The sequence below is a fragment of the Roseimaritima sediminicola genome (assembly GCF_009618275.1).
Lineage (GTDB): Bacteria > Planctomycetota > Planctomycetia > Pirellulales > Pirellulaceae > Roseimaritima > Roseimaritima sediminicola.
On the sequence record NZ_WIAD01000066.1, the window covers coordinates 16,349 to 29,087 of the forward strand.

At 61.6% G+C, this 12,739-nt stretch carries 12 protein-coding genes; 8 read left to right on the forward strand and 4 right to left on the reverse strand.

The features are described from left to right. The first annotated feature begins 27 nt into the window (after positions 1–27). Positions 28–285 (forward strand): hypothetical protein, encoded by a 258-nt coding sequence (locus GE027_RS20665; RefSeq protein ID WP_153559129.1) that lies wholly within the window; start codon positions 28–30, stop codon positions 283–285. A 54-nt stretch (positions 286–339) separates the two neighbouring features. Here GE027_RS20665 and GE027_RS20670 read toward each other — a convergent pair whose 3' ends face one another. After that, a complete protein-coding gene (locus GE027_RS20670; protein ID WP_153559130.1) occupies positions 340–1,797 on the reverse strand; it encodes a sigma-54-dependent transcriptional regulator in 1,458 nt (485 codons plus the stop codon). Positions 1,798–1,803: 6 nt separating this feature from the next. Then, positions 1,804–3,027, reverse strand: a complete 1,224-nt coding sequence (locus GE027_RS20675) for a two-component system sensor histidine kinase NtrB (protein ID WP_153559131.1) — start codon at positions 3,025–3,027, stop codon at positions 1,804–1,806. Between the two features lie 122 nt (positions 3,028–3,149). Here GE027_RS20675 and GE027_RS20680 point away from each other — a divergent pair, with 122 nt between their 5' ends. Next, on the forward strand, positions 3,150–4,928 hold the full coding sequence (locus GE027_RS20680; RefSeq protein ID WP_153559132.1) for an NADPH-dependent assimilatory sulfite reductase hemoprotein subunit: 1,779 nt from the start codon (positions 3,150–3,152) through the stop codon (positions 4,926–4,928). A 5-nt stretch (positions 4,929–4,933) separates the two neighbouring features. Here GE027_RS20680 and GE027_RS20685 read toward each other — a convergent pair whose 3' ends face one another. Beyond that, on the reverse strand, positions 4,934–5,671 hold the full coding sequence (locus tag GE027_RS20685; protein WP_153559133.1) for a DUF542 domain-containing protein: 738 nt from the start codon (positions 5,669–5,671) through the stop codon (positions 4,934–4,936). A gap of 506 nt (positions 5,672–6,177) precedes the next feature. Between GE027_RS20685 and GE027_RS20690 the strand changes: the two genes are divergently transcribed. Then, positions 6,178–6,909, forward strand: coding sequence for a phosphatase PAP2 family protein (locus GE027_RS20690; RefSeq protein ID WP_237607699.1), 732 nt, complete (start codon positions 6,178–6,180; stop codon positions 6,907–6,909). Here the strand turns inward: GE027_RS20690 and pgl are convergent. Further along, positions 6,887–7,603, reverse strand: a complete 717-nt coding sequence (pgl, locus tag GE027_RS20695; protein WP_153559134.1) for a 6-phosphogluconolactonase — start codon at positions 7,601–7,603, stop codon at positions 6,887–6,889. The two genes, GE027_RS20690 and pgl, sit on opposite strands and share 23 nt — an antisense overlap. 270 nt (positions 7,604–7,873) lie before the next feature. On the opposite strand from pgl, the gene GE027_RS20700 reads away from it, so the two are divergent. From GE027_RS20700 to GE027_RS20720, 5 genes are all read left to right on the forward strand, one after another. Next, positions 7,874–8,182: a DUF2752 domain-containing protein gene (locus tag GE027_RS20700; RefSeq protein WP_153559135.1), complete on the forward strand. Its 309-nt coding sequence runs from the start codon at positions 7,874–7,876 to the stop codon at positions 8,180–8,182. A gap of 75 nt (positions 8,183–8,257) precedes the next feature. Continuing rightward, a complete protein-coding gene (locus GE027_RS20705; RefSeq protein WP_153559136.1) occupies positions 8,258–8,914 on the forward strand; it encodes a hypothetical protein in 657 nt (218 codons plus the stop codon). A 46-nt stretch (positions 8,915–8,960) separates the two neighbouring features. Then, the gene (locus tag GE027_RS20710) at positions 8,961–9,788 is read left to right on the forward strand and encodes a tyrosine-protein phosphatase (RefSeq protein WP_153559137.1); all 828 of its coding nucleotides are present in this window, start codon (positions 8,961–8,963) and stop codon (positions 9,786–9,788) included. After that, the gene (locus tag GE027_RS20715; RefSeq protein WP_153559138.1) at positions 9,788–10,570 is read left to right on the forward strand and encodes a hypothetical protein; all 783 of its coding nucleotides are present in this window, start codon (positions 9,788–9,790) and stop codon (positions 10,568–10,570) included. The genes GE027_RS20710 and GE027_RS20715 overlap by 1 nt, the downstream gene beginning before the upstream one ends. Before the next feature lie 1,692 nt (positions 10,571–12,262). Further along, positions 12,263–12,730, forward strand: coding sequence for a Coa1/Tim21 domain-containing protein (locus tag GE027_RS20720; protein ID WP_153559139.1), 468 nt, complete (start codon positions 12,263–12,265; stop codon positions 12,728–12,730). Positions 12,731–12,739 lie beyond the last annotated feature (9 nt).

A 12,739-nucleotide genomic window follows, 5' to 3' on the forward strand; every position in this document is an offset into this window, starting at 1 on the left:
CTTTTCAAACAAAGAGGACGGTTCATTATGCTGATGCCCAACCCGGATCCCGATCTGAATTACTCCTTTGCGGCCCCGCAGCGCAGCGAAGCCGTGACCGATCGTGCGCGGTGGCTGGGACAACGGCAGGGCCGATCCTCCGGTTCAAACTCACCCTTTCGCGTCATCGCTCGGCGGTCTCAAGCCGACCAGGCCGGCGAGCTGGGCGGCAGCAAGGAGCTGGCAGGTCAGTTAGTCCTGATCGCCCTGTTCGCTCTGGCCGTGGCCTTGCAATCGATGAGTTAGTTTTTGGGGCACCCCCCCAACGGCCGTTTACGGGCTGGACGCCTATGCCCCAGCTCACTGGTCGCGATCGCGGACGCGATAGTCGTCGGCATCGATGGCGTGTCGCTTGAGCAGGCGATTCATGCCTTGGCGGGAGAGCCCGGCTTGGCGAGCGGCAGCCGCGATATTACCGACATGCTTTTGCATCACGGCCGTCAAGTAATCGCGTTCGGCCGTTTCGATCGCTTGATCGCGTGAAATCTCGGTCAACTGCAACGTCTCCTGTTCGGATCTGTCCGAACTTTCGCTGACCTGCTTGGGCAGATCGGCAACTTCGATCTGCGCCGAAGCCGAGAGGGCCACAGCGCGTTCAACGACGTTGCGCAGTTCGCGAATATTGCCGGGCCAACTGTAGCGTTTCAGACACTCGCAGGCGTCTTCGGAGAAGCCACCGATACGGCGATCGACCGGCATTAGCTCCTTCAAGAACCGCTCGGCCAACAGGATCACATCATCGCCGCGCCGGCGCAGCGGAGGCAGTTCGATGTGGATGACGCCCAAGCGATAGAATAGGTCGGCTCGGAAACGCCCCGCATCCACCTCGGCTTGGAGATCGCGATTGGTGGCGCAGACGAAGCGGGTGTCGACCTGTTGGGGCGTATTGCGTCCCACCGGTGTAAAGGTTTGTTCCTGAATCGCGCGGAGCAGCTTCGCCTGGCCTTCCAGGGGCAGTTCCCCCAGTTCGTCCAGGAAGGCCGTGCCGCGATGGCAACGGCTGAGCAAACCTTCCTGATCGCGAACGGCGCCGGTGAACGAGCCTTTGACATGTCCGAACACCACGGACTCGAACAGCATCGCCGGGATGGCCGTGCAATCGATCACCTGAAAGGCGTGTTCGCGACGAGGGCTCAAACGGTGCAGCGCCCGGGCGGCCACTTCTTTGCCGGTTCCACTCTCGCCGGTCAACAGAACGTTGGTATCGGTGCGAGCGACCCGCTCGAGAATCGTATACAGTTCCAGCATCGGCGGGCTGATGCCTACCATCTCGGGGAATTTCGCCACGGTCGCTTCGGCGGATTCCGCGGACTCCGCCGCCGGGGAATCGGCGGCGGAACTGCGGGCTGCGGCCCCGCTGCGACCGGCCTCCGAAGCGGATTCATCGAGGGCCGTTGTATTCGTCCGCAGCGCTCGCCGCACGCTGGCCAACAGATCCTCTACACGCACCGGTTTCAGCAGGTAATCGGCGATCCCCAAGCGGACACTCTCGATCGCCGTGGGCAGGGAGGGAACGCCCGTAATCACGATCAGCGGCACATGCGAAAATCGATCGCGTCCCTGATGCAGCAATTCCAATTTGAAGTTGCCCGGCATATTCAGATCGCTCAGCAACAGATCGAAGTGTTGCTTGTCCAGGGCTTCGAGTGCCGCTTCGGCGTCGGTGACGCAGGTGACGTCGTAGCCGGCGTTGCGCAGCAGTTCACCGGTCGTCTTCAGGTAGAACGGTTCGTCGTCGGCGATCAGGATATGAGCCATGATGATTTATCGTCGCGGTAATTCGATCGTAAAACGACTGCCCTGCCCGGGGCGGCTGGTCACATTTAATTGACCCTTCATAGCTTGCACCAAGCTTCGCGACACCGACAGCCCCAGCCCCATGCCCTGCTTGGGAACGTCTTGCTTGGTGCTGAAGAACGGGTCGAATATTTGCGGCATCACGTCTTGGGTGATCCCACATCCTTGATCGATCACCTCGATCCGCACCTCTTCGCCCCGCACGGCCAGACAGACTTCGACGCGTTGGGCGGGCGAAGACGCTTGAATGGCATTGCGCACCAGGTTGAACAGCACCTGTTTGATTTCGTCTTCACGCAGACAAACCTCGGTCGGACCCATATCGCCAAGCGGCTCGGCTGCCTCGCACCGCAAGTCGACCTTTACCCGGCTGCGGTTCTGCAACGGTTCGACCAGGGTGATCACGTCCCGGATGGTTCGTCGCAGATCGAAACGGCTGGCCTGCTGCACCCGCGGCCGATACAGCTGGTACATCTGATGGGTGATTCGGCTGATTCGTTCGATTTCGTCATCGATCAAATCCAGCATGTCGTAATACTTCATCTCGGGCGACAAACTGGATTTGAACAGGCTGAACGCGTTGCGAATGCCCGCTAGAGGATTATTAATTTCGTGAGCGACTCCGGCCGCTAATTCGGCCAGAGCGGCCATCCGCTCCATCTTCTGGCGATGCTCTTCCAGGTGCATGATCCGGGCCGTGCGTTCCTGCACCAATTGCTCGAGATGTTCGTTGTGCAGCCGCAACTGCTCGCGCAATCGCCGCCGCTCGGCAATGTCGCGAATGCTGGAACGGAAACCCAGGTTGCGGCCGTCGGAATCGTGCATCGGTTGCCAGGACACGGCCATCCAGCAGCGCTCGCCGCTGCGGTGCAGGGCCTGGAATTCCACATTGTTGCCGCTGTGCCCGGCGATCGCCGCCTCGATCACCTCTTGCATCCGCGGACGATGCTCCGGAACCACAACGGGCAGAGGAAATCTTTCCATCTGCAAACACTCGCTCGGGTGGTATCCGGTCACCCTGTGGACCGCCGGGTTGACCCACCGCAACCGCCCCGAAGGGAGGTGCCAGTTCTCCCAGTCCACGGTAAAGTCCGCGATTGCCCGAAACTGCTCGTCGCTAAGCGTTGCGAACGCATCGGCTGCGATCGTTTGGGCATCGGGATCGTCGGCATCAGAAAACGGATCATGCATGCGCTTATTATACGGTTGACAGTTTTCGGGGTGAATCCTACAAACAGATTCCCCAAATTGCATATCTACTGGCCGGTTGTGCCCTGGTGGCGCGAGCCTGTCGAGGAAGGAAGATTGAGTTCATGAGCGCAGACAAACCCAAAAAATCCAAAGTCGAAGTCATCAAAGAAGAGAGCCACGGTCTGCGCGGCTCGATCCAGTCTGAGTTGGCAGATCCCGCTACCGATCACGTGGCCGATGCCACGACCAAGCTGCTGAAGTTTCACGGCACCTACCAACAGGACGACCGCGACCTGCGAAAAGCCCGCCGCAAAGAGGGCCTGGGCAAAGCCTACTCGTTCATGGTGCGAAACCGCATCCCGGGCGGCCGCATCACCGCCGAACAGTTCCTGGGCGAACTGGATATCGCCGAAGAGCTGGGCAACGGCACGATCCGACTGACCACCCGCCAGAGCATTCAGTTGCACGGCGTGGTCAAGGGGAACCTGTGGAGCACGATCCACCGGATCAACGAGATCAAGCTGTCCACGCAGTCGGCCTGCGGCGACGTGACGCGAAACGTGTGCTGCTGCCCCGCACCGCTGCGACAAAACGGACTCCGCGACCAACTGCAGAAATTGACCGACGAGATCGCCGTCCATGTGCGTCCGCGCACCAAGGCCTATCACGAGATCTGGGTCAAGGACCTGGAAACGGGCGAAAAGGACCGCGTCATGGGCCCGCCGACCGAGCCCGAGGACGACCCGATCTACGGCCAGGCCTACATGCCGCGAAAGTTCAAGATCGGGCTTTCCCTGTGCGACGATAACTGCATCGACGTGTACGACAACGACCTCGGACTGCTGGGGGTGACCGAAGGCGACCAGTTGATCGGTTTTAATATCCTGACCGGTGGCGGGATGGGTACCACGCCCAGCAAGAAGAACTGCTTCCCGGCGCTCGCCAAGCGGTTGACCTTCGTCAAGACCGAGCATTTGTTGCCGATCATCACGGCGGTCATGCTGGTCCAGCGAGACTTTGGCAATCGTGCCGACCGCAGCCAGGCTCGGCTGAAGTACACGATCCATAACATGGGTCTGCCTGCCTTTAAGGCCAAGGTGGAAGAATACCTGCCCGAGGCCGAAGCCATCTGCGGTGTAGCCGAAGGCACGCTGCCGCGACCACTGCCCGAACCGCATCCGGCCGACGTCACCGGCTACGACGACCACATGGGCTGGCACGAACAGGGCGACGGCAAGTACTTCCTGGGACTGCCGATCGAAAACGGCCGCGTCAAGGACGAGGGCGATTATCGCTTGAAAACCGCCCTGCGAAAGCTGTTCACCGATCACGTCTCCAACGCTCGGTTGACCGCCCAGCAGAACATCATCTTCTGTGACCTCGAAGCGCATCAGCGAGCCGAGATCGAACAATTGCTGGCCGACCACGGCGTACCGACGACCGAAAAGATCAGCAACGCCCGCCGCCATTCCTTCGCCTGTGTGGCGCTGCCCACCTGTGGACTGGCCGTCACCGAAAGCGAACGTGTTTTGCCTGGCATCGTCGACGAACTGGAGGGCGTGCTGGCGGAACTGGGACTGGGCGATGAAGAGTTCACCGTCCGCATGACCGGCTGCCCCAACGGATGCGCTCGCCCCTACAACGCCGAAGTCGGCTTGGTGGGACGCAGCGTGGACGGCAAGACCGGCCAGGGTCGATACACCGTCTTCCTGGGCGGCAACCTGGAAGGCTCGCGGATGAACGTCCTGTTCAAAGACCAGGTGCCGATGAACGAAATCGTCGACACCCTACGCCCGGTGCTGGTTAATTTCAAAGAAAACCGACAACCCGGTGAAGGCTTTGGCGACTTCTGTCATCGCATCGGGATCGAAACCCTGGCCGCGATCGAAGAACCAGCCTAAACGGCTCAAGAAGACGACCTCTCGCATGCCTTGCGGCGGCGAGTCAGGGCGGCCACGCGGGGCGCCAGGATGTAGGTCTCTTTGTGGATGTGGTCGTGGGTATCGCGTTCGATGCGTTTGAGCGTTTGCAGCATCTGACGATATCGCGGACAGGCGTCGGCGGGACGAGCAAAGTCGTGCATCGTCTGCCGCACTTCCCAAAGCCGCTGACCGATCGCCTGATGTTGTTGGTGCATCGCGTCGCAGGCCCGCCGCAGGTCGATGGCAATCCGCAGCCGCGCCCCCTCCTGTCGCTCGAGCGCCACGATCGCCGGAAAGACGACCTCTTCCTGGATGTCGGTGTGCATCAGCATCTGGTCGCACATCGCCAGGAACGTCTGTTGCAGCTCCAATAGCTCGGGATGGGTTTCCCGATGATCGGCGACGACGTCGGCGATCAGTTGCGCCAATCGCGGCAGTTCGCGTTTCAGCAAGGCGTGATGCGTGTGCGTCAGATGTTTGCACAATTGGTTGACCGGCGCGTGCAACCAATCCTGAGTCTCGTCGTCGGCCAGGGCCGCCACGACGCGTTCCAGGCGCGACTGGACTCGCAGGGTTTCCAGCCCGTTCTTCCAGCAGGCTTCCTCAACCGTCTGGTCGCCGTCACAGCCGTAGTCGATCCGGAAGGTTTCGAACACTTCGGCGACCTGCGGGTATTCGGCTACCCAACGTCCTACACTGCTTCGCAGATCGATCTCGGACATTGCCAGTCTCCACACGTCAAGAAGCCATTCGCCTCAACGCACGCCGGCGACGCGGTACCGAGAAAGCCATTCCGTGGCCGCCTTTCATCGGTCTCGTTATCCAGCCTCAAAACCGATGTGGCTCGCATGATGCCGGCAGAACACCGCGCCACCGATGCTCTTCGCCAGGCCAGAAAGAAAGGGGATCCCCATCAATGACAATACGATACCATCGAATGCGCGGCGGAATCAATCCACCCACAGAGGGGCCCAGACCCCTTTACGGAGACTTACCCCGCGTCAATCCGGCCGTAGGGCGCTCGAACCTCCGCTAGACCAGCCGACTGGAACGTCTTCGGCAGTGCCAACCGCTTACGCGCCCGGGCCGACGCCCGAGCTGCTCGCTTCGCTCCGGCGCACAAGCTAGAATCGACCGCGCGGGTTGCCGGACGAGACCGCGCGGGTTGCCGGAACGGATCGGCAATCAACAACCACCACGGAACATCTTCAAACGAAAGGGGCCGATCGTGAAGACGGGCTGGATCGTACGACCGCTGGGAGCCGCGTACCGTTTCCTTCGCGGCCGGGAACCGATCGCCTTGCTGGCCGTGTTGTTGGTGGTGCTGGGGACCTGGGGATTCATTGCCCTGGCCGATGAGGTGGGCGAAGGCGACACCGGCGAGTTTGATCGTTGGGCGATCATCCAGTTGCGAACCCCCGGAGACCTATCGCGTCCGATCGGGCCGACGTGGTTGCACGAAGCCGGCCGGGACGTCACCGGGCTGGGCGGCGTGACGGTGCTGTGTCTGGTGATCGCCGCGGCCGCCGGTTTCCTGGCCATCAATCGATCGTACCGAATGATGGGTTTCCTGTTGCTGTCGACCGGCACGGGAATCGGGATCAGTTTGGCGATGAAACACTGGTTTGATCGGCCACGGCCGGACGTCGTCGAGCATCTCGCGCGGGTCTATACCAGCAGTTTTCCCAGCGGCCACTCGATGATGTCGGCCGTCGTCTACCTGACCCTTGGCGTGTTGATCGCACCGGTTTTACAGCACGTCAAGCTGCGTTGTTACGTGATCGGCTCGGCGTTGCTGCTGACGTTCTTGATCGGAATCAGCCGGATCTACATGGGCGTGCATTACCCGACAGACGTGCTGGCGGGCTGGACGGCCGGCCTGGTGTGGGCCCTGCTGTGTTGGCTGGCCGGCCGGGCAATCGCCAAACGCAACCAGGTCAAGGTAACGCGTCTTCGGTGACCCACCAGAGGAGCCCCGGATGGTCGGGACGGACGAGCTGGGACGGGTATTTCGCCGGCTGCTGCGGCCCGTTCCAAACGCTCTGTAGGGCGTCGCGTTTGTTGTCGCCGCTGATCAGGAACCAGATGTTGCGAGCCGAATTAATTGCGTTGGCCGTCAGGGTAAAGCGGTGCGTATCGAATTTGGGCACCCAGTTCTCCACGAACCAGCGCTGTTGTTCGTCGATGGCTTTGGTTTCGGGAAATAAGCTGGCGGTGTGCGCGTCGTCGCCCATGCCCTGCAGGGCCAGATCCCACTGCGGATAATCCTGGCCGGCGAATGCTTGCCGGAGGGTTTCCTCGTATTGAGCGGCCGCCGCGGCCGGATCCTCGGTATCGACCGGAACGGGGAATACGGTTGCCGGATCGGCGTCGATGCGGTCCAGCAACGCTTCGCGAACCATCCGGTAATTGCTGTCGGCGTGGTCATGGGGCACACAGCGGTCGTCGCCCCAGAACCAACGGATGCGGTCCCACGGCAGGTCGGTTTCGGCGAGCAACTGGTACAGCTGCTGGGGTGTGGAGCCTCCGGACAGGGAAATCTGAAACACACCGTTTTGATCGATACATTCCTTGGCGAGCGTGACCAGACGCTGGCACGCGCCGCGGCTGAGGGCCGCTTTGTCGGGGAACGATTGCAGATTGCGGTCGGACATAAAAGGATTTTCTCTCAACGAAGGGCCGGTTCACGCTTTCGGGGCGAAACGTCTATACATTAGAAGTTGAATGCTCGCAGGCCAAGCCGCAACCGGCCGACTGCGTCGTAAGTCCAGGAGAAATCAGTCTTGCCGCCATCGGTCCCATGTTCTACTGTCGCCGCGTCCGCAGCAGCGGGTTGGTTTCAACGCGTGGTGTGGGCGGTTGCTGCAGCGGTTCTGGCAGGATTGCTGCTGACCGCTTGGCGATTGGACCCAAATCCTCAAGGAATGGGAACGCACCGACAACTGGGATTGCCTCCCTGTACGGCGGTGGTTCTGTGGGGCGTACGCTGTCCGGCGTGCGGGATGACCACATCCTGGGCTCACTTTACCGATGGCCGATGGTTGACCAGTTTTGCCACCAACGCCGGCGGGTTTATGTTCGCGTTGATCGCCCTGGTCGCGATCCCGCTGTTGGCCTACTGGGCGACCAGTGGACGGCGACCGGCGCCGCACATGATGCCCCTGTTGGCCATCGTACTGGTGATCGCCTTGACTGTGACGCTGGTGGACTGGACGTTCCGCCTGCTGGCTTGAACGTTCGGCCTGCCGAGCTTGAATGTTCGGCCTGCCGAGCTTGAATACTACGAACACGCTGCGAAAGGATTCGCGATGCATCTGGTAACCCGCAACCGCCTATACGCACTGTTGGTCATCTGCGCAACGGCCCTCACTCAAACCGGTTGCATGGGCCTGGTTTCGACCCTGCTGTATTCCGCCGGCGGCGATCTGGTTCCCGCCGAATTCGATGGTCTTGAGGAACAACGGGTGGCCGTCATCGTGGTCACCGATAGCAGCCAGTACAGCGACGACATCGCCGCCCGCATGGTCAGCCGCGAAGTCAGCGGCATCCTGAGCGAACAGATCAAAGAGATCGACGTCGTTCGCGAGGACGAAATCGATGCCTGGCGTGACACCAATAACTGGGACCAGGTGGATTTTCTGGCCATCGGCCGCGGGGTCAAAGCCGACAAGGTGGTGGCCTACGAGTTGACCGGCCTGAAACTTCGCGACGGAGCGACGTTGTTCCGGGGACAGGTCAGCGCGACGACGACGGTCTTCGACGTGGAGTCGGGCAAACGCGAGTTCCGCCGCCACGTCGACGATTACTCCTATCCGATCACCGGCGGACAGTACACCAGCGAGACCACCGAAGCCCGCTTCCGCCGCGTCTTCCTGCATCGATTGAGCGAGGTCCTGGCGCGATACTTCCACCCCTATGACTACCGCGACAGCGTGGCCCTGGACGCGGACCTGCTGCATCGCTAGTTCCCCGGTCTCTCTCGTTTCGCTCTCCCGCTAATCCCCCAGAACGATGACCGAAACAGCTCGCCCCTCACCGTCCGGGTTTGTCGATATTCACTGTCACTTGCTACCGGGGATCGACGACGGTTCGCGATCCTGGGAAGAGTCGCTGGAGATGGCCCAGCAGATGGTGGCCGACGGCACCGACACGGTCATCGTCACCCCGCATCAACTGGGGAACTACAGCGAGACGCTGGGACAAACCATTCGGCATCGTACCGACCAACTGCAGCAGTGGCTCTCGGCCAATGGCGTGCCGCTGCGCGTCTTGCCGGGAGCCGATGTGCGAATCGATGCGGAGATGATCGAGCGTCTCAAAAGCGGCGACTGCCTGACCCTGGGCGATTATCGTCACCACGTGCTGTTGGAATTGCCGCACGAACTGTACCAGCCGCTCGAACCGGTCCTGGATCAACTGCACGCCCTGGGCATGGTGGGCATCCTCAGTCACCCCGAACGCAATCAGGGGATTTTGCGCCAGCCACAGGTCATCGAACCGCTGGTCCGCGCCGGTTGCCTGATGCAGGTGACCGCCGACAGCTACGTCGGCGCGTTCGGCGAAGAACCACAGCACCTGGCCGAATCGATCGTCGGCAATGGCTGGTGCCACTTCCTGGCCACCGACGCCCACGGCAGCCGTCGCCGGCCGCCACGCATGCGCCGCGCGTTCGAGAAAGCTCAAGGGCACGTCGGGCACGCGCTGGCCGTAGCGATGTGCTGTGACAACCCGCGAGCCGTTGCCGAAGGCCGCAGCGTCGCGCACCTGCCGCCGGTCCGCTCGCAGGGTCATTGGTTGCAGCTGGCCGCCAACTTTCTGCTGGGACGCAAGGCCGCCTGATGCGAAGCATGATCCTGATGCTCGGGCTGCTGCTTCCGAGTGCGTCGTGGGCGGTCGAACCCAATCGCACCAATACCGCGGCGCCGGCCCGCTGGCCTTTCGAAACCCAGGTCGGCACGTTTCACGTGCATTCGGATTATGACACCAGCTCGCGACGCAAGCTGCTGAACCAGCTGGCCGACCTCAAGCCACAGCTGCAAGAACAGCTGCAGATCCGCATCCACGACGAACCGGTTCATTTGATTCTGTTCGCCCAGCATCACAACTACCGCGACTACCTGCGGCTGTACTTCCCGAACATCCCGGACCGCCAAGCGTTGTTCGTCAAACGTCGCGGACCGGGCATGGTTTTCGCATACGAGAACCGCAACATGGAGGTTGATCTGCGGCACGAAACGACGCACGCCCTGCTGAACGCGTCGCTGCCCTACGTCCCGCTGTGGTTGGACGAGGGCCTGGCCGAGTACTTCGAAGCGCCGCCCGCCCAGCGGGCCACCGGCAGCCCGCACCACCGCACCGTCGGGCTGCGAGCCCTGGTCGGCCGCGTACCGGATCTGGAACGGCTGGAGAATCTGGACGGGGTCAGCGAGATGCACGCAGCTCAGTACCGCGACGCCTGGGCGTGGGTGCATTTTCTGTTGCACGAGAGCGACCAATCGCGGCGTGTGCTGACCGGTTTCCTGCAGGACCTACAGGCGCATTCTCCGCCCGGATCGCTGTCCCGTCGTTTGGCCGCCGAGATGCCCGACTACCGCGACCGTTTCCTACGCCATTTTCGCTGAGCCGCCAGCCCGCAGTTCTATCAGCCGCCGGGCGCTAGCCCACGGTTTTATCAGCCGCCGGGCGCTAGCCCACGGTTTTATCAGCCGCCGGGCGCTAGCCCACGGTTTTATCAGCCGCCGGGCGCTAGCCCACGGTTCGATCGTGATTCGGCTGAGGACAGCCGAGCTACTATTGGAGGCTCGCAAGAGAATCGCCAGTTGCGAAGCAACGACCGTCGATAGCCTGGGATGCCAATCCCAGGTCGGCTACACCCCACCCCACGGATAGTCGCGAAGCGACGACCTTTGGCTTGCGCGACGCAATGCCTCGATGGTCGCTGTAAGGCACGAGCACAAACGCCTGCCGTCGCTCCGCGACTCCTGACGTATCTTGGGGGCGGTCCTATCTCGGATTGCCATCCGAGGCTATCAACTGCCATCGCATCGCGATTCAGCGCGTTGCGGCTGAGGACAGCCGAGCTACTATTGGGGGCTCACAGAGAATCGCCAGTTGCGAAGCAACGACCGTCGATAGCCTGGGATGCCAATCCCAGGTCGGCTACACCCCACCCCATGGATAGTCGCGAAGCGACGACCTTTGGCTTGCGCGACGCAATTCCTCGATGGACGCTGTAAAGCACGGGCACAAACGACTGCCGTCGCTCCGCGACTCCTGACGTATCTTGGGGGCGGTCCTACCTCGGATTGCCATCCGAGGCTATCAACTGCCATCGCTTCGCGATTCAGCGCGTTGCGGCTGAGGACAGCCGAGCTACTATTGGAGGCTCGCAAGAGAATCGCCAGTTGCGAAGCAACGACCGTCGATAGCCTGGGATGGCAATCCCAGGTCGGCTACACCCCACCCCACGGATAGTCGCGAAGCGACGACCTTTGGCTTGCGCGACGCAATGCCTCGATGGTCGCTGTAAGGCACGAGCACAAACGACTGCCGTCGCTCCGCGACTCCTGACGTATCTCGGGGGCGGTCCTATCTCGGATTGCCATCCGAGGCTATCAACTGCCATCGCTTCGCGATTCAGCGCGTTGCGGCTAAGGACAGCCGAGCTACTATTGGGGGCTCGCAAGAGCATCGCCAGTTGCGAAGCAACGACCGTCGATAGCCTGGGATGGCAATCCCAGGTCGGCAACACCCCACCCCATGGATAGTCGCGAAGCGACGACCTTTGGCTTGCGCGACGCAATTCCTCGATGGACGCTGTAAGGCACGAGCACAAACGCCTGCCGTCGCTCCGCGACTCCCGACGTATCTTGGGGGCGGTCCTACCTCGGATTGTCATCCGAGGCTATCAACTACCATCGCTTCGCGATTCAGCACGTTGCGGCAGAGGACAGCCGAGCTACTATTGGAGGCTCGCAGAGAATCGCCAGTTGCGAAGCAACGACCGTCGATAGCCTGGGATGCCAATCCCAGGTCGGCCACACCCCACCCCACGGATAGTCGCGAAGCGACGACCTTTGGCTTGCGCGACGCAATTCCTCGATGGACGCTGTAAGGCACGAGCACAAACGACTGCCGTCGCTCCGCGACTCCTGACGTATCTTGGGGGGCGGTCCTACCTCGGATTGCCATCCGAGGCTATCAACTGCCATCGCTTCGCGATTCAGCACGTTGCGGCAGATGCGGACTTGCATGCCGCGGGCGGCGAGGCCATAAAGGTGGCACTCGCCTCCTCGTAACAGCACTGCAGCATCATGGCCGACGACTTCTCTTCCAATCGCCCCCATCCGCCCTATGCTGCGGTCGATCCGAATCAGCGAGTTTCCCACGGCCGTTTCGACGACGCTCCGCCACCGCGCAGCAAGCTGCCGTGGATTCTGGGCTGCCTGGGCGCCAGCATCGTGCTCGGCGTTCTGCTGTGCTGTGGTGCCATCTGGGGAATGATGTCCTTTGGCATGAATACCGTGGCCCAGGACATCCGCATCCAGCTCCGCGATCATCCGACGATTAAGGAACACATCGGCGAAATCGAGTCGATCGAAGTCGACTTCTCCGCCTCATTGGCCCATCCCGATGACGAAACGTTCGTCTACACCGTCGACGGCTCCAAAGGCGATGGCGAACTGACGGTCAAGAGCATCACGCATTTCGATGATTCCGAAGAGATCATCTCGGCGCAGCTGCGCACCGACGCCGGTGAAACCTACGACCTGGAACTCTAGTGAGTTCCA

Coding starts and splice junctions, on each gene's coding strand:
- GE027_RS20685 (WP_153559133.1), bottom strand. CDS start 5,671: ATGTCCGAGATCGATCTGCGAAGCAGTGTAGGACGTTGGGTAGCCGAA.
- GE027_RS20680 (WP_153559132.1), top strand. CDS start 3,150: ATGAGCGCAGACAAACCCAAAAAATCCAAAGTCGAAGTCATCAAAGAA.
- GE027_RS20715 (WP_153559138.1), top strand. CDS start 9,788: ATGCGAAGCATGATCCTGATGCTCGGGCTGCTGCTTCCGAGTGCGTCG.
- pgl (WP_153559134.1), bottom strand. CDS start 7,603: ATGTCCGACCGCAATCTGCAATCGTTCCCCGACAAAGCGGCCCTCAGC.
- GE027_RS20710 (WP_153559137.1), top strand. CDS start 8,961: ATGACCGAAACAGCTCGCCCCTCACCGTCCGGGTTTGTCGATATTCAC.
- GE027_RS20700 (WP_153559135.1), top strand. CDS start 7,874: ATGGGAACGCACCGACAACTGGGATTGCCTCCCTGTACGGCGGTGGTT.
- GE027_RS20670 (WP_153559130.1), bottom strand. CDS start 1,797: ATGGCTCATATCCTGATCGCCGACGACGAACCGTTCTACCTGAAGACG.
- GE027_RS20665 (WP_153559129.1), top strand. CDS start 28: ATGCTGATGCCCAACCCGGATCCCGATCTGAATTACTCCTTTGCGGCC.
- GE027_RS20705 (WP_153559136.1), top strand. CDS start 8,258: ATGCATCTGGTAACCCGCAACCGCCTATACGCACTGTTGGTCATCTGC.
- GE027_RS20675 (WP_153559131.1), bottom strand. CDS start 3,027: ATGCATGATCCGTTTTCTGATGCCGACGATCCCGATGCCCAAACGATC.
- GE027_RS20720 (WP_153559139.1), top strand. CDS start 12,263: ATGGCCGACGACTTCTCTTCCAATCGCCCCCATCCGCCCTATGCTGCG.